General features: G+C 38.8%; 19 protein-coding genes. 18 read left to right on the forward strand and 1 reads right to left on the reverse strand.

All coding sequences use genetic code 11. The features are described 5' to 3' along the window. From N8M20_RS06325 to adcA, 16 genes are all read left to right on the forward strand, one after another. Nucleotides 1-1025: LPXTG cell wall anchor domain-containing protein (locus N8M20_RS06325; RefSeq protein WP_261079466.1), on the forward strand; the 1025-nt coding region annotated here is incomplete at its 5' end. 323 nt (nt 1026-1348) lie between these two features. Next, nucleotides 1349-2857 carry a glycerol kinase GlpK gene (gene glpK, locus N8M20_RS06330; protein ID WP_000076785.1) on the forward strand — a complete coding sequence of 503 codons (1509 nt, stop codon included), beginning with the start codon at nt 1349-1351 and terminating at the stop codon, nt 2855-2857. 41 nt (nt 2858-2898) lie between these two features. After that, a complete protein-coding gene (glpO, locus tag N8M20_RS06335) occupies nt 2899-4725 on the forward strand; it encodes a type 1 glycerol-3-phosphate oxidase (protein ID WP_261079467.1) in 1827 nt (608 codons plus the stop codon). A 70-nt stretch (nt 4726-4795) separates the two neighbouring features. Further along, nucleotides 4796-5500: an MIP/aquaporin family protein gene (locus N8M20_RS06340; RefSeq protein WP_000980824.1), complete on the forward strand. Its 705-nt coding sequence runs from the start codon at nt 4796-4798 to the stop codon at nt 5498-5500. A 145-nt stretch (nt 5501-5645) separates the two neighbouring features. After that, nucleotides 5646-6509: a helix-turn-helix domain-containing protein gene (locus tag N8M20_RS06345; RefSeq protein WP_261070754.1), complete on the forward strand. Its 864-nt coding sequence runs from the start codon at nt 5646-5648 to the stop codon at nt 6507-6509. 346 nt (nt 6510-6855) lie between these two features. Further along, nucleotides 6856-8433 carry an ATP-binding cassette domain-containing protein gene (locus N8M20_RS06350; RefSeq protein WP_261079468.1) on the forward strand — a complete coding sequence of 526 codons (1578 nt, stop codon included), beginning with the start codon at nt 6856-6858 and terminating at the stop codon, nt 8431-8433. 211 nt (nt 8434-8644) lie between these two features. Beyond that, a complete protein-coding gene (locus N8M20_RS06355; RefSeq protein WP_261079469.1) occupies nt 8645-9823 on the forward strand; it encodes a ryptide export MFS transporter in 1179 nt (392 codons plus the stop codon). A gap of 312 nt (nt 9824-10135) precedes the next feature. Next, nucleotides 10136-10267: a teichoic acid D-Ala incorporation-associated protein DltX gene (locus N8M20_RS06360; RefSeq protein ID WP_000813667.1), complete on the forward strand. Its 132-nt coding sequence runs from the start codon at nt 10136-10138 to the stop codon at nt 10265-10267. Nucleotides 10268-10287: 20 nt separating this feature from the next. Beyond that, nucleotides 10288-11838 carry a D-alanine--poly(phosphoribitol) ligase subunit DltA gene (gene dltA, locus N8M20_RS06365; protein WP_261079470.1) on the forward strand — a complete coding sequence of 517 codons (1551 nt, stop codon included), beginning with the start codon at nt 10288-10290 and terminating at the stop codon, nt 11836-11838. Then, the gene (gene dltB, locus N8M20_RS06370) at nt 11835-13079 is read left to right on the forward strand and encodes a D-alanyl-lipoteichoic acid biosynthesis protein DltB (protein WP_261079471.1); all 1245 of its coding nucleotides are present in this window, start codon (nt 11835-11837) and stop codon (nt 13077-13079) included. The genes dltA and dltB overlap by 4 nt, the downstream gene beginning before the upstream one ends. A gap of 13 nt (nt 13080-13092) precedes the next feature. Continuing rightward, nucleotides 13093-13332, forward strand: coding sequence for a D-alanine--poly(phosphoribitol) ligase subunit DltC (gene dltC / locus N8M20_RS06375; RefSeq protein ID WP_000351967.1), 240 nt, complete (start codon nt 13093-13095; stop codon nt 13330-13332). Next, on the forward strand, nt 13325-14593 hold the full coding sequence (gene dltD, locus N8M20_RS06380) for a D-alanyl-lipoteichoic acid biosynthesis protein DltD (protein WP_261079472.1): 1269 nt from the start codon (nt 13325-13327) through the stop codon (nt 14591-14593). The genes dltC and dltD overlap by 8 nt, the downstream gene beginning before the upstream one ends. A gap of 152 nt (nt 14594-14745) precedes the next feature. Next, a complete protein-coding gene (gene adcR / locus N8M20_RS06385) occupies nt 14746-15186 on the forward strand; it encodes a zinc-dependent transcriptional regulator AdcR (protein ID WP_001249314.1) in 441 nt (146 codons plus the stop codon). Next, a complete protein-coding gene (locus N8M20_RS06390; RefSeq protein ID WP_001269496.1) occupies nt 15186-15890 on the forward strand; it encodes a metal ABC transporter ATP-binding protein in 705 nt (234 codons plus the stop codon). Before adcR ends, N8M20_RS06390 begins: the two co-directional genes overlap by 1 nt. After that, nucleotides 15883-16689: a metal ABC transporter permease gene (locus N8M20_RS06395; RefSeq protein ID WP_000950030.1), complete on the forward strand. Its 807-nt coding sequence runs from the start codon at nt 15883-15885 to the stop codon at nt 16687-16689. The genes N8M20_RS06390 and N8M20_RS06395 overlap by 8 nt, the downstream gene beginning before the upstream one ends. Nucleotides 16690-16698: 9 nt before the next feature. Continuing rightward, nucleotides 16699-18204 (forward strand): zinc ABC transporter substrate-binding lipoprotein AdcA, encoded by a 1506-nt coding sequence (adcA, locus tag N8M20_RS06400; RefSeq protein WP_261079473.1) that lies wholly within the window; start codon nt 16699-16701, stop codon nt 18202-18204. 1170 nt (nt 18205-19374) lie between these two features. Here the strand turns inward: adcA and N8M20_RS06405 are convergent. Then, complete coding sequence (locus N8M20_RS06405; RefSeq protein WP_261079474.1) at nt 19375-20148, reverse strand: DeoR/GlpR family DNA-binding transcription regulator; 774 nt, start codon at nt 20146-20148, stop codon at nt 19375-19377. A gap of 175 nt (nt 20149-20323) precedes the next feature. Here N8M20_RS06405 and N8M20_RS06410 point away from each other — a divergent pair, with 175 nt between their 5' ends. Both N8M20_RS06410 and N8M20_RS06415 read left to right on the forward strand, forming a co-directional pair. Then, nucleotides 20324-21727: a rhamnulokinase gene (locus N8M20_RS06410; RefSeq protein ID WP_261079475.1), complete on the forward strand. Its 1404-nt coding sequence runs from the start codon at nt 20324-20326 to the stop codon at nt 21725-21727. Nucleotides 21728-21841: 114 nt separating this feature from the next. Next, on the forward strand, nt 21842-22480 hold the full coding sequence (locus N8M20_RS06415; protein WP_001286139.1) for an L-fuculose-phosphate aldolase: 639 nt from the start codon (nt 21842-21844) through the stop codon (nt 22478-22480). Nucleotide 22481: the final 1 nt, after the last annotated feature.

Here is a 22481-nt window from a genome sequence, read left to right on the forward strand (position 1 = left end):
CAGCTGAACCTGCAAACCCAGCTCAACCAGCTGAACCTGCAAACCCAGCTCAACCAGCTGAACCTGCAAACCCAGCTGAAGAAACACCAGCACCAAGTAAACCAGCTGAAGATGCTAAGGTTGAAGATCTTCAAAATAAAGTAGCTGATTTAGAAAAAGAAGTAGCTGACTTAGAAAAAGAAGTAGCTGACAATGAAAATAATCCAGATGCAGTTGACTATGTTACTGCAGCTAAAGAAAAATTAGAAGCTAAGAAAGCTGAATTAGAAAAAGCTGAAGATGAACTAGACGGAAAACTTAAGAGATTAGAACCAACAGAAGAAAATAAAATCTTAGACGAAATCGATAAAGTTAAAGAGGAAATCAAAGACGCTGAAGAAAATGAAGGCGTTGAAGATTACTATAAAGAAGGTTTAAAAAACCGTTTAGCTGATTTAGAAGAAGCTTTAAAAATCTTAGCAGGCAACGAATCTGAAGTTTTAGATCAAAAAGAAGATAAAAAAGTTCTAAAAGTTACACGCTATGTCGATATTGATACTAATGCTGATATTTTGAATGCTGAAGAAGGTCATTTCAAAGGTAAACCAATTGCAGGTTATACTTTTGTGAAATTTATTGATGAAGATGGTATTATTACTAACTACTACAGAAAAGTAGATGGAAATTATAATAAGGGACCTCAAATAGAACAACAGTCAGGTAGAAATGGTGGAGATTACCCTGGTGACCGTTATATTATTAACAAACCAACACAAACACCAGCTCCAACTCCAACACCTGGCACACCAGCACCAGCAGAAACACCAGCGGCAACTCCAGCTACACCAGCAGCTGAAGCCCCAGCAACGGCAGCTCCAGCAGTAGCAGGTACTAGCCAAGATAACACTTATCAAGCTCCAGCTGCAAAAGCAGATGATAAGAAAGAACTTCCAAATACTGGTGGAAAAGATAATGTTGCAATTGCATCATTAGGATTCCTAGGATTACTCCTTGGTGCCCTTCCATTTGCTAAACGCAAAAACTAATTTCTATAAATTTTTATCAACTATAGTGGGTTGATAAAAAACTGATATTTGGAGAGGACAGCCTTTGTCTGTCTTCTCCATTTTCATAATGAGATGCATAATATCAAGGATTTTGTTCCCTAATATTATGCGTTTTTTATTTTGTTGTACCAAGAAAAGTTCTTCTCTATTGTAAATCATTCATCTTTTTTGTGAAATTCACACAATCTACTCACATTTTTTAAAAAATTAAAAAAAGTTGATGAACAAGAAAGCGCTTTATTTTGTATACTAGTTAGTGTAAAGAGGAAACATCCTCAAGATCTTTATCAGGAGGACAGCACATGTCACAAGAAAAATACATCATGGCCATTGACCAGGGAACTACAAGTTCTCGTGCCATTATTTTCAACAAAAAAGGAGAAAAGGTCAGCTCGAGTCAAAAAGAGTTTACCCAGATTTTCCCTCAGGCAGGTTGGGTAGAGCACAATGCCAATGAAATTTGGAACTCGGTTCAGTCAGTTATTGCGGGTGCTTTCATCGAAAGTGGTGTCAAGCCAAATCAAATCGAAGCAATCGGGATTACTAACCAGCGTGAAACAACTGTTGTCTGGGATAAGAAAACAGGGCTTCCTATCTACAATGCTATCGTTTGGCAGTCACGCCAGACAGCACCTTTGGCTGAGCAACTAAAAAGCCAAGGTTATGTAGAAAAATTCCATGAAAAAACTGGTTTGATCATCGATGCTTACTTTTCTGCTACCAAGGTTCGTTGGATTTTGGACCATGTAGAAGGCGCTCAAGAGCGAGCAGAAAAAGGAGAATTGCTTTTTGGTACTATCGATACTTGGTTGGTTTGGAAATTGACTGACGGTGCGGCTCACGTGACGGACTACTCAAACGCAGCTCGTACCATGCTTTATAACATTAAAGAACTCAAATGGGATGATGAGATTTTGGAAATCCTCAACATTCCTAAGGCTATGCTTCCGGAAGTTCGTTCTAACTCTGAAATCTACGGTAAGACAGCGCCATTCCATTTCTATGGTGGAGAAGTGCCAATCTCAGGTATGGCTGGTGACCAACAGGCAGCCCTCTTTGGACAGTTGGCCTTTGAACCTGGTATGGTTAAAAATACTTATGGAACAGGTTCTTTCATCATCATGAATACTGGGGAAGAGATGCAGTTGTCTGAAAACAACCTTTTGACAACGATTGGTTACGGAATCAATGGTAAGGTTTACTATGCCTTGGAAGGTTCAATCTTCATCGCAGGAAGTGCTATTCAGTGGCTTCGTGACGGTCTTCGCATGGTTGAAAATTCACCAGAATCTGAAAAATACGCTCGTGATTCTCACAACAATGATGAAGTTTATGTCGTTCCTGCCTTTACAGGTCTAGGTGCTCCATACTGGAACCAAAATGCTCGCGGTTCTGTCTTTGGTTTGACTCGTGGAACAACTAAAGAAGACTTTATCAAGGCAACTCTTCAATCTATCGCTTATCAAGTCCGTGATATCATCGATACGATGCAAGTGGATGCTCAGACAGCTATCCAAGTCTTGAAAGTGGACGGTGGTGCAGCTATGAACAATTTCCTCATGCAGTTCCAAGCTGATATTTTGGGAATCGATATCGCACGCGCCAAAAACTTGGAAACAACAGCCCTAGGTGCAGCCTTCCTAGCAGGTTTGTCAGTAGGCTATTGGAAGGACTTGGATGAGTTGAAACTCTTGAACGAGACAGGAGAACTCTTTGAGCCATCGATGAACGAATCTCGCAAGGAACAACTATACAAGGGCTGGAAGAAGGCTGTGAAAGCAACCCAAGTCTTTGCGGAAATCGACGATTAATACTGGAAGAATAAAGCGACTTAATTAGAAAGTGTGTAAATATGGAATTTTCAAAGAAAACACGTGAATTATCAATTAAAAAAATGCAAGAACGTACCCTAGACCTCTTGATTATCGGTGGAGGAATCACAGGGGCTGGTGTAGCCTTGCAGGCGGCAGCTAGTGGTCTAGATACTGGTTTGATTGAAATGCAGGACTTCGCAGAAGGAACATCCAGCCGTTCAACAAAATTGGTTCACGGCGGTCTTCGTTACCTCAAACAATTCGACGTAGAAGTGGTCTCAGATACAGTTTCAGAACGTGCAGTAGTTCAACAAATCGCTCCACACATTCCAAAACCAGACCCAATGCTCTTGCCAGTTTACGATGAAGATGGAGCGACCTTTAGCCTCTTCCGTCTTAAAGTAGCTATGGACTTGTACGATCTTTTGGCAGGAGTTAATAACACGCCAGCTGCTAATAAGGTCTTGAGCAAGGAAGAAGTCTTGGAACGCCAGCCAAACTTGAAGAAAGAAGGTTTGGTAGGAGGTGGGGTTTACCTTGACTTCCGTAACAACGATGCGCGTCTCGTGATTGAAAATATCAAACGTGCCAACCAAGACGGTGCCCTCATTGCTAACCACGTGAAGGCAGAAGGCTTCCTCTTTGACGAAAGTGGCAAGATTACAGGTGTCGTAGCTCGTGATTTGTTGACAGACCAAGTCTTTGAAATCAAGGCTCGTCTGGTTATCAACACGACAGGTCCTTGGAGCGACAAGGTACGCAATTTGTCTAATAAGGGAACACAATTCTCACAAATGCGTCCAACTAAGGGAGTTCACTTGGTAGTGGATTCAAGCAAGATCAAGGTTTCACAGCCAGTTTACTTTGACACAGGTTTGGGTGATGGCCGTATGGTCTTTGTTCTCCCACGTGAAAACAAGACTTACTTTGGTACAACTGATACAGACTACACAGGTGATTTGGAATATCCAAAAGTGACGCAGGAAGATGTAGATTATCTACTTGGCATTGTCAACAACCGCTTCCCAGAAGCTAACATTACCATTGATGATATCGAAAGCAGCTGGGCAGGTCTTCGTCCATTGATCGCAGGCAATAGCGCTTCTGACTACAATGGAGGAAATAACGGAACCATCAGTGATGAAAGCTTTAACAACTTGATTGCGACTGTTGAATCTTATCTCTCTAAAGAAAAAACTCGTGAAGATGTAGAGGCTGCTGTTAGCAAGCTTGAAAGCAGTACCTCTGAGAAACATTTGGACCCATCTGCAGTTTCACGTGGTTCGAGCTTGGACCGTGATGACAATGGTCTCTTGACTCTTGCTGGTGGTAAAATCACAGACTACCGTAAGATGGCTGAAGGAGCTATGGAGCGCGTGGTTGACATCCTCAAAGCAGAATTTGACCGCAGCTTTAAACTCATCAATTCTAAGACTTACCCTGTTTCAGGTGGGGAATTGAACCCAGCAAATGTGGACTCGGAAATCGAAGCCTTTGCGCAACTTGGAGTATCACGTGGCTTGGATAGCAAGGAAGCTCATTACCTAGCAAATCTTTACGGTTCAAATGTACCGAAGGTCTTTGCCCTTGCTCACAGCTTGGAACAAGCACCAGGACTCAGCTTGGCAGATACCTTGTCCCTTCACTATGCAATGCGCAATGAGTTGGCTCTTAGCCCGGTTGACTTCCTCCTTCGCCGTACCAACCACATGCTCTTTATGCGTGATAGTTTGGATAGCATCGTTGAGCCAGTTTTGGATGAAATGGGACGATTCTATGACTGGTCAGAAGAAGAAAAAGCAGGCTACCGAGCAGATGTCGAAGCAGCTCTCGCTAACAACGATTTAGCAGAATTAAAAAATTAAGAAAAAATAAAAGAGGTGGAGGGCAGGACTCCTAGTCTACCCTCTCCTCCTTTTTAATGGAGACAGAAAGATGATGAATGAATTATTTGGAGAATTTTTGGGGACTTTAATCCTGATTCTTCTAGGAAATGGTGTTGTTGCAGGTGTGGTTCTTCCAAAAACCAAGAGCAACAGTTCAGGTTGGATTGTGATTACTATGGGTTGGGGGATTGCAGTTGCGGTTGCAGTATTTGTATCTGGCAAGCTCAGTCCAGCTCATTTAAACCCAGCTGTGACCATTGGTGTGGCCTTGAAAGGTGGTTTGCCTTGGGCTTCCGTTTTCCCTTATATCCTAGCTCAGTTCGCAGGGGCTATGCTGGGTCAGATTTTGGTTTGGTTGCAATTCAAACCGCATTATGAGGCAGAAGAAAATGCAGGCAATATCCTGGCAACCTTCAGCACAGGACCAGCTATCAAAGATACTGTATCAAACTTGATTAGTGAAATCCTAGGAACTTTTGTATTGGTATTAACAATCTTTGCTTTGGGACTTTATGACCTTCAAGCAGGAATCGGAACCTTCGCAGTGGGGACTTTGATTGTCGGTATCGGTCTATCACTAGGTGGGACAACAGGCTATGCCCTGAACCCAGCTCGTGACCTTGGACCTCGTATCATGCATAGTATCTTGCCAATTTCAAACAAGGGAGACGGAGACTGGTCTTATGCCTGGATTCCTGTTGTGGGACCTGTTATCGGAGCAGCCTTGGCCGTGCTTGTATTCTCACTTTTCTAATCTAGAAAACAATTATGTTGATAGAGCTTGAGATGAGTATCTCAGGCTTTTTCATGTGAAATACCTCACTTTTATTTTCTTCTATTTTATGCTAAAATATTAAAAATCAAAAACTGTTCCCATATATGCTTGTTGGAGAGATATTATGAAAAAATTTGGAGAAATTTTTAAAAAGTTTCGAGAATCTAGAGGTTTTCGCTTGAAAGATGTCGAAAAAGCTGGTATATCAACATCACAGCTCTCACGTTTTGAAAAGGGAGAGACTGATTTAACCATTTCAAAATTTATGGCTATTTTGGATGAAATTAACATGCCTATTGATGAATTTATGTATGCTGTTCATGATTTTCATCGTGATGAACTGAACGAACTCTTATCAAAGGTTAGGCATTTTGTATCAAATCATGATGTGGATGGGTTGAAAAAACTACTTTATTCTCAGATGGAGTCAGATTCTAAACAAGAGAAATTTCATAAGCTTAACATTATTTTATTAAAAATTCGTTTACAAGATTTATCGGGAGAAGCTTATTATTCTGGTGATGATTTATCTTATCTCACTGACTATCTCTTTAGTGTTGAATATTGGGGATACTATGAATTATTGATTTTTTCAAATACTTTAGATGTCCTAAAACACGATGTCTTTATGGTTTTGGCTAGAGAGATGTCTAGACGTTCTGATTTTTATAAAGAAATTCCTAATAATAGACGACTGATTTCATCTATGCTATTGAACGGATATATCACATGTATTGAAAGAGGAAAATTTCTTGATGCTTTGTATTTTGAAAAACGACTAAACCAATGCTTTTTCACCGAGATAGAAATTTATGAACGGTTGGTGTTTCAGTATGCACAACATCTGTATCGATACAAAAAAGAAATGGATTGTAAAGCAATTATTGAAATGAGGAAGTGTATTGGAGCAATGAAATTAGCGGGAAGTAACCATTTGGCAAAGAATTATGAAAGGCACTTAGAAAAAATTTTAGCAGATAAAGGGTAGTGTGCAGATATGGGAAAGGAAGTATCTCGAAATAATATTTTGGTAGAATTGTCTTTAGAAATTTCAATTACGGTTGTTTTATCAGTTCATTGTATTTGAGCGATAGGATTTTTCGAAGTTGTCAATTTTGAGGTATTTAATATGCAAGTTCTATCTCCATATATTTTAAGAAAGAAAAGTGAAACAGGAGAATTATTTTTCAGTAGTAAAAATAATCATTCTTAATAAACAGCATCATATATAGGTTAATTAAATTATTGTATAGTCTCAGTTGGAGTTAATTTGTTTATAACTTTTAGACTGAGGCTTTTATATCTATTTGCTTTTTTTTTAGATAGGCTTATTTATGAAATTTCTAAAATACATTAAAACTAATATTTTTATCTATTTTTTAATAGGAGTGCTTTTGAATAGTGGGATGGCTCTAATAAAGCCATTGTTATTGGATAAGCTATTGAATATTCGTGAAGAGCAACTTACAATTGATACAATTGCATACTTTGTTTTATATGGCCTGTGTTTACACCTGTTTTTTTATAGCACGATGTTGCTAGCAAATTTTGTCAGTAATAATCTGCAGCGTCATCTGCAAATTCGTTTAAAAGATCAGCTTATTAAGAAACTATTTTTGAAAGAAAATGTTGTATATGATGAAAAAGTTTCAATTGTTACACAAGATATGGAACTGCTCTATAATCGCTTCTTTTTACCCCTGGATATGATAGTTGGAAGAGTTTTTATACTTTGTACAACGATTGTTTTTATTTTGGTGCAAAATTTTTGGCTTGGTATTGTTTTTATTGTGTTCTCTTTTCTTCGACCATTACCTCAATGGGTAATGAATAATCGTTTAATGAAAAGTGGTGCAAATTTTTCGGAAATGCAAAAAGCTTTTCATCTATCTGTAGGAGATTTTTTTAAGGGAGCAGATACGATCTATTTTTATGGCGCTAGTAAAGAAAACTTTGCTAAGATGAGAAAAAACAACGAGTGTTACGAAAATGCTCGTTGGAAAAATGAATGGACTAGCAATGTCGTTTATTTTTTCAATGGTCCTTTAGAATTCCTTAGTCAGGTACTACCTCTTGCACTTGGTCTTTTATTACAAAAGAGTGGTATAGAGTTAACAACAGCTAGTTTGGTCTCTATGTATATAGCTACAATGAATCTTAGCGGACCTATTCAAAGAATTATGTATAGCATATCTGATATACAGCGATCGCAAACAGTGAAAGAAAAAATATTTTCATTATTGGAAGAATCTTGTTTAGAAACATCATATCCGACAGTCGAATCTTTAGCTGAGCTAGTTTTGGAGGGCGTTTCAAAACAGGTTGGAGAGCAAGTGCTCTTTTATGATTTGTCACTTAGACTAACTAAGCCAAGTAAAGTTTTAATAAAGGGAGCTAGTGGTACCGGAAAGTCAACTCTCCTACAATTGGTAGCAGGAAAGATAAGTCCGAATAGTGGTAGAATTATCGTACGTGATAAATCAGGTCGAGAATTTACTCATTATCAAGGGAATATCGCTTATATCTCTCAGAATCCATTTTTCAGACATGGGACAATCCGAGAAAATTTAACATTAGGACAGGAGATTTCAGATAAAGAATTACTCTGTTGCCTAGAACAAGTTGGTTTAACGAATGAAATCACCAATATCTTGGATTATCAACTGGTAAATAATGGAGAAAACATTTCAGGTGGACAACGTTTACGACTTGAATTAGTTCGCTGTCTGCTTCGACAAAAAGACATTGTGTTGGCGGATGAGGTTACATCATCCTTAGACAAGGACAATGCATATCAAGTGCGCCAGTTACTTTTGCAGTTGCCTATCATTTTGATTGAAGTTGCTCATCATATTGATTCAGAAACGGTTTATAATCAAGTAATTGATTTGGGAAAATATAGAATAAAATAAATAGACTTGTTCGGCATCTTGCAAGCTATAATATATATGCCATATTATGGATTTTTTTAGCTGATTTAAAGATGTGAGAACTAAAAACTATGGCTAAGTTGGAATGTTAAAAATTCAATTTCTGACCACCTAATCTTGTGTCAAATAGTTATCAAACAAAGTCTACTATACCATTTATCAGTTAAATATTTTTATGTTATAGGAGCGCTATATGTCTAATTCATTTATCAAGTTGTTAGTCTCTCAATTGTTTGCAAATTTAGCAGATATTTTCTTTAGAGTAACAATCATTGCTAACATATACATTATTTCAAAATCAGTAATTGCCACGTCACTAGTTCCCATTTTAATAGGGATATCCTCTTTTGTTGCGAGTCTTTTAGTTCCTTTAGTTACTAAAAGGATAGCGCTAAATAGGGTTTTATCTTTATCCCAATTTGGAAAGACTATATTATTAACGATACTGGTAGGAATGTTCACCGTAATGCAATCCGTAGCGCCTTTGGTGATCTATCTATTTGTTGTTGTAATTTCCATATTAGATGGTTTTGCAGCACCCGTTTCCTATGCTATTGTGCCACGCTATGCGACCGATTTGGGTAAGGCTAATTCAGCTTTATCAATGAGTGGTGAAGCTGTTCAATTGGTGGGTTGGGGATTAGGTGGACTCTTATTTGCAACAATTGGTCTTTTACCTACCACGTTTATCATTTTAATCTTGTATATAATTTCTAGCTTTCTGATGTTATTTCTTCCTAATGCTGAAGTGGAGGTGTTAGAGTCAGAAACTAATCTTGAAATTTTGCTCAAAGGTTGGAAGTTAGTTGCTAGAGATCCTAGATTAAGACTTTTTGTATCAGCAAATTTATTGGAAATTTTTTCAAATACGATTTGGGTTTCTTCTATCATACTTGTCTTTGTAACTGAGCTATTAAATGAAACGGAAAGTTACTGGGGATATTCTAATACAGCATACTCTATCGGGATTATAATTAGTGGCTTAATTGCTTTTAGGCTATCTGAAAAGTTTCTTGCTGCTAAATGGGAAAGTATTCTTTTTCCTCTTGTAGCCATGGCAATAGTGACACTGACTATTCTATATTTTCCAAATGCACAGATGTTTTTAGTATTTTCAGCTCTAGTTGGTATGTTATCACAGCTAAAAGAAGTTCCTGAAAGTGTATTTCTTCAGGAAACAGTAGAGGAAAATCATTTGGTTAATGTCTATTCTGTTCTTGAAGTGATTTCGACATTAGCATTTTCAGTATTTGTTTTGCTAATGAGCTATATTACTGAGAGTTTTGGTATTAGCATCAGTTTTTGGCTATCAGCCATCTGTCTGATGATAGAAGCTATTTTAATTTATATCAGACGAGATTATTTTAAATGAGAGACTGGTTAAAAAGTCTTTAAAAATCAGAAAAGCGCATAGTATCAGGTGTTGATGAAAAACTTGATATTGTGCGTTTTATTATGGAAAGATTCCCTTCATTTTCTACTGAAATGGAGTTTTGAAGCAGGATCACTCTATTTGAAATATACATAGAAAAACCGCATAATCCTTAAAATAAACTGAAATCTACTGAAAATCTACGGCAAACAATTGAAAAATTACCCTAAAAAATGGTACAATGGTAGAAAAATACTATAGTAAGAGTTCATCTTATTTAGTAAAAATTACAGAAATGAATGGTTTTTCTTGATGAAACAGAGAAAAGAATTGTACCTCTTTCTTGGTCGGACAGCCTTGTATTTTCTTATCTTTCTAGGGCTGCTTTACTTCTTTAGCTATCTTGGTCAGGGTCAAGGAAGCTTTATCTATAATGAATTTTAACTTGAAGGAGAATCCCTATTGTGTCAAATAAACCAATAGTAGATATGATTGAAACCATAGAGCATTTTGCTCAGACACAGCCTAGCTATCCTGTTTACAATGTTTTGGGGCAGGAACACACTTATGGAGATTTAAAGGCTGATTCGGATAGTTTGGCTGCAGCCATTGACCAACTAGGCTTGCCTGAGAAGTCTCCTGTGGTCGTTTTTGGTGGCCAAGAATATGAAATGTTGGCAACATTTGTAGCACTGACTAAGTCAGGTCATGCCTACATTCCGATTGATAGCCATTCGGCCTTGGAGAGAGTTTCGGCTATTTTAGAAGTAGCAGAGCCAAGCTTGATTATTGCCATCTCAGATTTTCCATTGGAGCAGATTTCTACGCCAATGATGACTTTAGCTCAGGTTCAAGAAGCCTTTGCTCAAGGGACTAGCTATGAGATCACGCATCCAGTCAAGGGCGATGATAACTACTACATTATCTTTACTTCTGGTACGACTGGTAAGCCTAAGGGAGTGCAGATTTCACATGATAACCTCCTCAGCTTTACCAACTGGATGATTACGGACAAGGAATTTGCGACGCCAAGTCGTCCGCAAATGCTGGCTCAACCACCTTATTCTTTTGACTTGTCTGTCATGTACTGGGCTCCGACCTTGGCATTAGGTGGTACGCTTTTTGCTCTTCCTTCAGCCATTACTCAGGACTTTAAGCAACTTTTTGCGACCATCTTTTCATTGCCAATCGCTATCTGGACATCAACCCCTTCTTTTGCAGATATGGCCATGTTGTCAGAAGACTTTAATAGCGAGAAAATGCCTGGCATCACGCATTTCTACTTTGATGGCGAAGAATTGACGGTTAAAACGGCTCAAAAACTGCGCGAGCGTTTCCCAAATGCCCGTATTATCAATGCTTACGGCCCAACAGAAGCGACAGTGGCCCTGTCAGCAGTTGCCGTGACAGATGAGATGCTAGCGACTCTCAAACGCCTACCAATCGGCTATACCAAGGCTGATTCTCCAACCTTTATCATTGACGAGGAAGGCAATAAATTGCCAAATGGCGAACAGGGAGAAATCATTGTTTCTGGACCAGCTGTTTCAAAAGGATATATGAACAATCCTGAAAAAACAGCGGAAGCCTTCTTTGAATTTGAAGGTCTGCCAGCCTATCACACAGGCGATGTGGGAACTATGACAGATGAGGGCTTGCTTCTCTACGGCGGACGCATGGACTTCCAAATTAAGTTCAACGGTTACCGCATTGAGTTAGAAGATGTCTCTCAAAACCTTAATAAGTCTCGCTTTATTGAGTCTGCTGTTGCTGTTCCGCGCTATAACAAGGACCACAAGGTACAAAATTTGTTGGCCTATGTCATCTTAAAAGATGGTGTGCGTGAACAGTTTGAGCGTGATATCGATATTACCAAGGCCATCAAGGAAGATTTGACAGACATCATGATGTCCTATATGATGCCGTCTAAATTCCTTTACCGAGACAGTTTGCCATTGACTCCAAATGGGAAAATTGACATCAAAGGATTGATTAACGAGGTGAATAAGAGATGATGGAGTTCTTTCAACAGCTTCCTCATATAGAGCCATACGGCAATCCTCAGTATTTTGTCTATGTGATTGCTGCAACCTTGCCCATCTTTATCGGCCTCTTTTTCAAGAAACGCTTTGCCTGGTATGAAGTGCTGGTTAGCCTCTTCTTTATCGTCACCATGTTGGTAGGTGGGAAGACCAATCAACTAGCTGCCTTGGGTATTTACCTTTGCTGGGAGATATTGCTCCTGCTTTTCTACAAGCATTATCGAAAAAGCAAGGATGGCAAGTGGGTCTTCTACCTAGTTAGCTTTCTATCCCTCCTTCCGATTATCTTTGTTAAGGTGCAGCCAGCTATCAATGGAACGCAGTCTTTGCTTGGGTTCTTGGGAATTTCTTACCTGACCTTTCGTTCGGTTGGGATTATCATCGAGCTGAGAGATGGAGTGATTAAGAATTTTACCCTCTGGGAATTCCTTCGTTTCCTTCTCTTCATGCCAACTTTCTCGAGTGGTCCAATCGATCGCTTTAAGCGATTTAATGAAAATTATCAGACCATTCCTGAGCGGGATGAGTTGATGGATATGCTGGATGAATCTGTTCGCTATATCATGTGGGGATTTTTGTACAAGTTTATCCTAGCTCATATTTTAGGAGAGACTTTGTTGCCTCCTCTGAAGAATCTAGCCCTGCAATCAGGTGGCTTCTTTAACCTCTATGCCTTGGCAGTTATGTATACCTTTGGTCTGGAGCTCTTCTTTGACTTTGCAGGTTACTCTATGTTTGCCTTGGCCATTTCAAATTTGATGGGAATTCGTAGCCCTATCAACTTTAATAAGCCCTTTTTATCAAGGGATTTAAAGGAATTTTGGAATCGCTGGCATATGAGTCTCTCTTTCTGGTTCCGTGACTTTGTCTTTATGCGAATGGTCATGGTGTTGACTAGAAAGAAGGTCTTTAAGAATCGCAATGTAACCTCAAGCGTGGCTTATATTGTAAATATGCTGATTATGGGATTTTGGCATGGAGTGACTTGGTACTATATCGCCTATGGACTCTTTCATGGACTGGGATTGGTGATCAATGATGCCTGGATTCGTAAGAAAAAAACGCTCAATAAGGAACGGAAAAAAGCAGGGAAAGCTGCTCTACCTGAGAATCGCTGGATTCAGTTGCTTGGCATGGTTATCACCTTCCATGTCGTCATGCTGTCATTCTTAATCTTTTCTGGATTTTTGAATGATTTATGGTTTAAAAAATAAAAGGAAATAAAATATGGATATCAAATCAGAAGTTATCGAAATTATTGATGAGTTGTTTATGGAAGATGTTTCTGACATGATGGATGAAGATCTTTTTGATGCAGGTGTCTTGGATAGTATGGGAACGGTTGAGTTGATTGTGGAGATTGAAAACCGTTTTGATATTCGTGTCCCTGTGACAGAGTTTGGTCGCGACGACTGGAATACAGCTAATAAAATCATAGCTGGTATTGTGGAGCTACAAAATGCTTAAACGCTTATGGATGATCTTCGGACCGGTCTTGATAGCTGGTTTGTTGGTTTTTCTGCTCATTTTCTTTTATCCTACTGAGATGCATCATAATCTAGGAGCTGAAAAGCGTTCAGCGGTGGCTACTACTATCGATAGTTTTAAGGAGCGAAGTCAAAAAGTCAGAGCACTATCTGATCCAAATATGCGTTTTGTTCCCTTCTTTGGCTCTAGTGAATGGCTTCGTTTTGACGGTGCTCATCCTGCGGTATTAGCTGAGAAATACAATCGCTCCTACCGTCCTTATCTTTTAGGACAGAGGGGAGCTGCCTCGCTCAATCAGTATTTTGGGATGCAACAGATGCTGCCACAGCTGGAGAATAAACAAGTTGTGTATGTTATCTCACCTCAGTGGTTCAGTAAAAATGGCTATGAGCCAGCAGCCTTTCAGCAGTATTTTAATGGAGACCAGTTGACCAGTTTTCTGGAACATCAATCTGGAGATCAGGCTAGTCAATATGCAGCGACTCGCTTACTACAGCAGTTTTCTAACGTAGCTATGAAGGATTTGGTTCAGAAGTTGGCAAGCAAAGAAGAATTGTCGACGGCAGACAATGAAATGATTGAATTATTGGCTCGGTTTAATGAACGCCAAGCTTCCTTTTTTGGTCAGTTTTCAGTTAGAGGCTACGTCAATTATGATAAGCATGTAGTTAAGTATTTAAAGACCTTGCCAGACCAGTTTTCTTATCAAGCTATAGAAGATATTGTTAAAGCAGATGCTGAAAAGAATACTTCCAATAATGATCTGGGAATGGAAAATTATTTCTATAATACGCAGATCAAGAAGGATTTGAAGAAATTAAAGGACTCTCAGAAAAGCTTTACCTATCTCAAGTCGCCAGAGTATAATGACTTGCAGTTGGTTTTAACACAGTTTTCTAAATCTAGGGTCAACCCGATTTTTATCATTCCACCTGTTAATAAAAAATGGATGGACTACGCTGGTTTACGAGAGGATATGTACCAACAAACGGTGCAGAAGATTCGCTACCAGTTAGAAAGTCAAGGGTTTAACAATATAGCAGATTTTTCTAAGGACGGCGGGGAGCCTTTCTTTATGAAGGACACCATTCACCTTGGTTGGTTGGGGTGGTTGGCTTTTGACAAGGCAGTTGATCCTTTCCTATCCAATCCCACACCAGCTCCGACTTACCATCTGAATGAGCGCTTTTTCAGCAAAGATTGGGCGATTTATGATGGAGATGTCAAAGAATTTCAATAGATCATAATATAGAAGAGTTCAAGAATGAAACTAGTTTTCACGTTTTTTCTTGACTCTTTTTTTGCTTGTGATATAATTAACTGGTAAATAAAATGTCAAAGAATAGTATTTTTCTCTTAAAAAAGAGAAGTCCAAAAGGAAAGGAGTCAGATATGAGACAGCTAGCGAAGGATATCGATGGCTTTTTGAATGAGGTAATTTTGCAGGCGGAAAATCAGCATGAAATCCTAATAGGTCATTGTACTAGCGAGGTAGCCCTGACCAATACCCAGGAGCATATCCTCATGCTCTTGTCAGAGGAATCTTTAACAAATTCAGAGTTGGCTCGTCGTCTCAATGTCAGTCAGGCAGCAGTTACCAAGGCCATCAAGTCTTTGGTCAAGGAAGGGATGTTGGAAACATCTAAAGATCCTAAGGATGCGCGTGTGATTTTTTATCAGTTGACTGACTTGGCTCGTCCAATTGCTGAGGAGCACCACCATCACCATGAGCATACGCTTTTAACCTATGAACAAGTGGCGACTCAGTTTACTCCAAATGAACAAAAAGTGATCCAGCGGTTTTTGACTGCTTTAGTAGGAGAAATCAAATAATGAGATATATTACGGTAGAGGATTTGTCCTTCTATTATGATAAGGAACCTGTTCTTGAACATATCAATTATAGTGTTGATAGTGGGGAATTTGTTACCTTGACAGGGGAGAATGGGGCAGCTAAAACGACACTCATCAAGGCCAGTCTTGGAATCCTCCAACCACGCATTGGCAAGGTGACTATTTCAAAGACAAATACGCAGGGTAAGAAATTGAGAATAGCCTATCTTCCCCAGCAGATTGCCAGTTTTAATGCGGGTTTTCCAAGTACAGTTTATGAATTTGTCAAGTCGGGTCGCTATCCGCGAAAAGGTTGGTTCCGTCGTTTGAATGCTCATGATGAGGAGCATATCAAGGCTAGTTTGGACTCAGTTGGTATGTGGGAACACCGAGACAAACGCTTGGGGTCTCTATCCGGAGGACAAAAGCAGCGAGCGGTGATTGCGCGCATGTTTGCTTCGGATCCAGATGTGTTTATTCTAGATGAGCCGACAACGGGGATGGATGCAGGAAGTAAAAATGAATTTTACGAACTCATGCACCACAGCGCCCATCATCATGGCAAGGCTGTTTTGATGATTACCCATGACCCTGAAGAAGTTAAGGACTATGCGGACCGCAATATCCATCTAGTTCGTAACCAAGACTCGCCATGGCGTTGTTTCAACGTTCATGAGAATGACCAGGAGGTGGGCCATGCTTAGTTTGTTATCTTATGACTTTATGCAACGTGCCTTTCTGGCCGTTATTGCCATGAGTCTTTTCTCGCCAGTATTAGGAACCTTTCTTATCTTGCGCCGTCAGAGTTTGATGAGTGATACTCTTAGCCACGTCTCGCTGTCGGGTGTAGCTTTTGGTCTGGTTCTGGGGATTTCTCCGACTATTTCAACTATTGCTATTGTCTTGATTGCGGCGGTCTTTCTGGAGTATCTCCGTACGGTTTATAAGAGCTTTATGGAAATCGGGACAGCTATCCTCATGTCAACAGGACTGGCTGTTTCTCTGATTGTTATGAGCAAGGGTAAAAGCTCTAGCTCAATGAGTTTGGACCAGTATCTTTTTGGTTCAATCGTGACTATCAGCGAAGAGCAGGTTATTTCCCTCTTTGTCATTGCGGCGGTTGTTTTGATTTTGACCTTCCTCTTCCTTCGTCCTATGTATATCTTGACCTTTGATGAGGATACGGCCTTTGTGGATGGCTTGCCCGTTCGTACCATGTCTATTCTTTTTAACATGGTTACAGGGGTGGCCATTGCCCTTATGATTCCTGCTGCAGGAGCTCTTCTGGTATCGACCATTATGGTCTTGCCAGCTAGTATTGCCCTGCGTCTGGGGAAAAACTTTAAATCGGTTATGCTGCTAGCCAGTGCTATTGGATTTTTGGGAATGGTGGCAGGACTCTACATTTCCTACTATGCAGAAACACCTGCAAGCGCAAGTATTACTATTATTTTTGTAACTGTCTTTTTACTGATCAGTTTAGTAAGACGTTTTATCAAATAGGAGACTAATGTGAAAAAAATTAGCTTATTGCTAGCCAGTCTATGTGCCTTGTTTTTAGTGGCTTGTTCCAATCAAAAGCAGGCAGATGGTAAACTAAATATTGTGACAACCTTTTACCCTGTCTATGAATTTACTAAGCAAGTCGCAGGAGATACTGCTAATGTAGAACTCCTCATCGGTGCTGGTACAGAACCCCATGAATATGAACCGTCTGCCAAGGCAGTTGCCAAAATTCAAGATGCAGATACCTTCGTTTATGAAAATGAAAATATGGAAACATGGGTTCCTAAATTGCTAGATACCTTGGATAAGAAAAAGGTCAAAACCATCAAGGCGACAGGAGATATGTTGCTCTTGCCAGGTGGCGAGGAAGAAGAGGGAGACCATGACCATGGCGAAGAAGGTCATCACCATGAGTACGATCCCCATGTTTGGTTATCACCAGTTCGTGCTATTAAACTTGTAGAGCACATCCGTGATAGCCTATCAGCAGATTATCCGGATAAAAAAGATACCTTTGAGAAGAATGCTGCTGCCTATATAGAAAAATTACAAGCCTTAGATAAGGCTTATGCAGAAGGCTTGTCTCAAGCCAAACAAAAGAGCTTTGTAACGCAACACGCAGCCTTTAACTATCTTGCCTTGGACTATGGACTCAAACAAGTCGCAATCTCAGGCCTTTCTCCAGATGCAGAGCCATCAGCAGCTCGCTTGGCAGAATTGACAGAGTACGTCAAGAAAAATAAAATCGCCTATATCTACTTTGAGGAAAATGCCTCACAAGCCCTTGCTAATACACTTTCAAAAGAAGCAGGTGTCAAAACTGATGTCCTCAATCCTTTAGAAAGTCTGACAGAAGAGGACACCAAGGCGGGAGAAAATTACATCTCTATCATGGAGAAAAATCTCAAAGCTTTGAAACAAACAACAGACCAAGAAGGTCCAGCTATCGAACCTGAAAAGGCAGAGGATACCAAGACAGTTCAAAATGGTTACTTTGAGGATGCAGCTGTCAAGGACCGCACCTTGAGTGACTATGCAGGTAACTGGCAATCAGTTTATCCTTTCCTTGAAGATGGCACGTTTGATCAAGTCTTTGACTACAAGGCTAAGTTGACTGGTAAGATGACCCAGGCTGAGTACAAGGCTTACTATACAAAAGGCTATCAGACAGATGTCACTAAGATCAACATTACTGATAATACTATGGAATTTGTTCAAGGTGGACAAAGTAAGAAACATACTTACAAGTATGTTGGCAAGAAAATCTTGACTTATAAGAAAGGCAATCGTGGTGTGCGTTTCCTCTTTGAAGCGACAGATGCTGATGCTGGACAGTTCAAGTATGTTCAGTTTAGTGACCACAATATCGCCCCAGTTAAGGCAGAACATTTCCATATTTTCTTTGGAGGCACAAGCCAAGAAGCCCTCTTTGAAGAAATGGATAACTGGCCAACCTATTACCCAGATAACCTATCTGGACAAGAAATCGCCCAAGAAATGTTGGCGCATTGATGAGAAATCGACTAGTTCATAAGAGCTAGTCGGTTTTTAGATATTAGATGGCTAACTTCATTATAGACCTTTCAAATACCTAAGGAACTTAAAAAAATAAATAAAACTCTTGAAATATCTGAGCTTATATGCTAGAATGTAGGTAGTGTATAAGGTTCATTAGAACACCAAAGCCCCTAACTACTGCCATAGTTAAGGGCTTTTTTTACGTATCTTAGCGATTTAACGGGTGTTGATAGGCTAGTCAGTCGGTCTACTTCTTACCATCTAGCCATTTGCAGACGAAATACAAGATAATTCCAGCTATAACATCCGCTATAATAGTAAGAGCAAGCTCAGGTATAAGGCTCATTAGTTTCACCTCCTCTCACGAACCCATAGGAACGTAATCGGTAACCGATGACCAAAATAGTATACCACAATAAATTTAGACCATCAACCTTACTTAATGCTTGAAATATTAGGACTTATATGCTAGAATATAGTTAATTGATAAGGTTCATTAGAACACCAAAGCCCCTAACTATGGCCGTAGTTAAGGGCTTTTTTTACGTATCTTAGCGATTTAACGGGTGTTGATAGGCTAGTCACTCGGTCTACTCCTTACTATCTAGCCATCTGCAGACGAAATACAAGATAATTCCAGCTATGACATCCGCTATAATAGTAAGAGCGAGCTCTATGATAAGGCTCATTAGTTTCACCTCCTCTCACGAACCCATAGGAACGTAATCGGTAACCGATGACAAAAATATTATACCACATCAAATTTAGATCATCAACATTGCTTAATGCTTTAAATATAGGGGATAGGTAAAAAGTATTTAAAATCAGAAAAACGCATAATATCAGGTGTGCAAAAATTTGATATTATGCGTTTTCTTGTGGGAAGATTTACTCCATTTTCTCCTGAAATTGGGTATTTGTCCAGCCTCTGTTTTTGGGGTTGCTGAGAAAATAATATCATGTGGTGAGTATTTGTAGATAAGTCAGCAGACAGAACGAATACTCTTCAAAAATCTCTTCAAACCATGTCAGCTTCGTCTTTCCGTATATATGTGACTGACTTCGTCAGTTCTATACACCACCCCAAAATAGTGTTTCGAGCTGACTTCATCAGTTTTCAAATCTGTACTTTGAGCAAGCTGAGACTAGCTTCCTGTTTGATTTTCATTGAATATCAGAAACCCATTCTCCATCAAATAATTCGACTGCGTCTAATAATTTTTGATCTGGCACGGTGTCAGAGATAAAGGTTGTATATTTAGAGAGGGGATTAATTTTAAAAAATCCAGTCTTGTAAAATTTAGAACTATCAATCAGTAAGATGGTTTCATGGGCTTTGTCAATAATATTCTTTTTTGAAATAGCTTGGCTGAGAGAAGCTTCATAAACATATTGGTCATCAATACCTCTTGCTGAGCAAAATGCCAAATCGATATTAAAATGATCTAATAAAGAATTTTCTTTATCATAGTTGATGACGGAACAAGATTGATGCTTTACCTCTCCAGATGTGATAAAAATTTTAGAACTATCTCTAACTGTTTCAGATAATGTTTGTGCAGTATGTAAACCATTTGTAAAAATAATCAAATTATCTAGTTCAGAAAGATAGGGACAAAGTTCGTAGGTAGTAGTACTAGAATCTAGATAGATACACATGCCAGAACGAATAAAATCTTTAGCTAGACTAGCGATGAGTCTTTTTTGTCTAGTACTTTCTCCTTCACGTATTTGATGGGAAAGTTCAATTGTATTCATGGAGGACAAGGTCACGTATCCGTGCTTTCTTTTGATAAGACCTTGATTTTCTAAGAAAATTAAATCACGACGTAAGGTACTTGTGCTGGAGAAAGTGATTTCTGCCAACTCTTTTACGGCAATTCTTTTTTTCTTTTTGATAATTTCAATCAATTCAAGTACACGTTCATCTTTTATCATAAGCTCCTCCTAATTTATCATTTCAACTATATTATAGCACAAATTGGAGGAATTTGAATTATTTCTATGCTTATGGAGTAAATATATGAATTTTATTCAAGTAAGCGTTCACATATTGAAAAAATAAAACGTGGGGATTATAATAAACTTAATTAAGGACGAAGAGAGGAGAGAAATGGAAGCGGTTTTAGCAATAGATTTAGGTGCGACTTCTGGAAGAGCAATCGTTGGTTACCTTTCTGAAAATAAACTAGTAATGGAAGAAATAAATCGTTTTTCTAATCTACCTATTAGAGTAAAAGGGCATTTATCTTGGGATGTTGACTTTCTACTAGCTAAAATTCTTGAAAGTATCCGATTGGCTAATACTAGTTACAAGATTTTATCTGTCGGTATTGATACATGGGGTGTTGATTTTGGGCTTATTGATAATGAAGGTAAGCTATTATCACAACCTGTTCACTATCGTGATGAAAGAACAAAAGGAGTGTTAAAGGAAATATCTGAAATTACTGAATTAGAAAAACTATATTCAGAAACAGGAAATCAGATTATGGAGATAAATACCTTATTTCAACTCTTTAAGGTACGGCAAGAATTTCCTAATTCATTTTATAAAACTGATAAGATTCTTTTAATGCCAGATTTGTTTAATTATCTCTTGACAGGTAAATTTGCTACAGAAAAAAGCATTGCTTCAACAACTCAATTATTTGATCCTAGGATTCAAAAATGGAATCAGAATATTCTAAAACTATTTGAATTGGATTCATCTTTACTTCCTGAAATTGTTTCAGAGGGGAATGTCCTTGGAAGGATAAAAGAGGAGTATGGTTTAGGAGATATTCCTGTTGTGAATGTTTGTAGCCATGATACAGCCAGTGCGATTGTCTCAGTTCCTAAGACAGAAGCTAGTTTATTTATTTCATCAGGTACTTGGTCTTTAGTTGGAGTGGAGCTTACTTCACCGATTCTTAATACCGAATCTTTCAGCTATGGATTTACAAATGAGGTAGGCAAAGATGGAGTGATTACTTTTTTGAAGAATTGTACAGGGTTGTGGATCATAGAGGAACTAAGACGTTCATTTGAACGAAGAGGGAAAGCCTATTCTTTTAGTGATATAAAAACAATGATAGAGAAAGAAAAAGAAGATCTTCCTCTGATTGATACTGAATCACCTGAATTTGCAACCGAATCTGATATGTACAAGACTTTGACAGAATATCTAGCTTATCATCATGAAACTAGAGAGTGGACAGATGGACAACTATTTAAGATCGTTTATGAAAGCCTAGCTGAAACGTATAAGAAAACGATAGAGTTACTAGAGGAACTAACTCATAAGGTTTATAAGAGGATATATGTGATTGGAGGAGGTGCTAGAGCCAGTTACTTTAATCAAATGATTGCTGATAGAACTGGTAAAGAGGTTCTTACAGGTTCAACTGAAGCTACAGCTGTGGGGAATATTGTTGTGCAGCTCATAGCTATGGGACAATTAAAAGGGATGGAAGAAGCTCACCATGTTATTGAGGAGTTCCTACAATTAGAGAGTTATTACTCCCAAAAGAATTAAAAAGATTGAGAGTTTGTAAATTTGCCTCCCTCCCCCTTCTTAAGTTTTGTACAAGAAGGGGGAATAATTGGTGAATTGAAAAATCTTTAGTGTTTTGATATAAGGAGGACAAGAATGTCAGATGTAAAACAAGAATTAATTAAATATGGTAAGAAGCTAGTAGAAACAGATTTGACGAAAGGAACAGGTGGAAATCTCAGTGTTTTCGATCGTGAAAAACAATTAATGGCAATTACTCCGTCGGGTATTGATTTCTTTGAAATCAAAGAATCCGATATTGTAGTGATGGACATTAATGGAAATGTTGTAGAGGGAGAACGCTTGCCATCTAGCGAGTGGTATATGCATTTGATTCAATATCAAACTCGTGATGATATCGATGCAATTATCCATGCTCATACAACTTATGCAACAGTATTAGCTTGTCTCAGAGAACCACTTCCGGCGAGTCATTATATGATTGCAGTGGCAGGGAAAGATGTTCGGGTAGCTGAGTATGCAACATATGGTACGAAAGAATTAGCTGTGAATGCAGCTAAAGCAATGGAAGGTCGTAGAGCAGTTTTACTAGCGAATCATGGAATTTTAGCAGGTGCACAAAATTTATTGAATGCATTTAATATTGTTGAAGAAGTTGAATATTGTGCAAAAATTTATTGTTTAGCTAAGAATTTTGGAGAGCCAGTAGTTCTTCCTGATGAGGAGATGGATTTAATGGCAGAAAAATTTAAAACATACGGTCAGAGAAAATAGG

Origin of the sequence: Streptococcus mitis, from assembly GCF_946190275.1 — a bacterium.
GTDB classification, from domain to species: domain Bacteria; phylum Bacillota; class Bacilli; order Lactobacillales; family Streptococcaceae; genus Streptococcus; species Streptococcus mitis_DC.

Coding starts and splice junctions, on each gene's coding strand:
- N8M20_RS06345 (WP_261070754.1), top strand. CDS start 5,646: ATGAAAAAATTTGGAGAAATTTTTAAAAAGTTTCGAGAATCTAGAGGT.
- dltB (WP_261079471.1), top strand. CDS start 11,835: ATGATGGAGTTCTTTCAACAGCTTCCTCATATAGAGCCATACGGCAAT.
- glpO (WP_261079467.1), top strand. CDS start 2,899: ATGGAATTTTCAAAGAAAACACGTGAATTATCAATTAAAAAAATGCAA.
- N8M20_RS06355 (WP_261079469.1), top strand. CDS start 8,645: ATGTCTAATTCATTTATCAAGTTGTTAGTCTCTCAATTGTTTGCAAAT.
- N8M20_RS06390 (WP_001269496.1), top strand. CDS start 15,186: ATGAGATATATTACGGTAGAGGATTTGTCCTTCTATTATGATAAGGAA.
- dltC (WP_000351967.1), top strand. CDS start 13,093: ATGGATATCAAATCAGAAGTTATCGAAATTATTGATGAGTTGTTTATG.
- N8M20_RS06350 (WP_261079468.1), top strand. CDS start 6,856: ATGAAATTTCTAAAATACATTAAAACTAATATTTTTATCTATTTTTTA.
- N8M20_RS06395 (WP_000950030.1), top strand. CDS start 15,883: ATGCTTAGTTTGTTATCTTATGACTTTATGCAACGTGCCTTTCTGGCC.
- N8M20_RS06415 (WP_001286139.1), top strand. CDS start 21,842: ATGTCAGATGTAAAACAAGAATTAATTAAATATGGTAAGAAGCTAGTA.
- N8M20_RS06405 (WP_261079474.1), bottom strand. CDS start 20,148: ATGATAAAAGATGAACGTGTACTTGAATTGATTGAAATTATCAAAAAG.
- adcR (WP_001249314.1), top strand. CDS start 14,746: ATGAGACAGCTAGCGAAGGATATCGATGGCTTTTTGAATGAGGTAATT.
- glpK (WP_000076785.1), top strand. CDS start 1,349: ATGTCACAAGAAAAATACATCATGGCCATTGACCAGGGAACTACAAGT.
- N8M20_RS06360 (WP_000813667.1), top strand. CDS start 10,136: ATGAAACAGAGAAAAGAATTGTACCTCTTTCTTGGTCGGACAGCCTTG.
- N8M20_RS06340 (WP_000980824.1), top strand. CDS start 4,796: ATGATGAATGAATTATTTGGAGAATTTTTGGGGACTTTAATCCTGATT.
- dltD (WP_261079472.1), top strand. CDS start 13,325: ATGCTTAAACGCTTATGGATGATCTTCGGACCGGTCTTGATAGCTGGT.
- N8M20_RS06410 (WP_261079475.1), top strand. CDS start 20,324: ATGGAAGCGGTTTTAGCAATAGATTTAGGTGCGACTTCTGGAAGAGCA.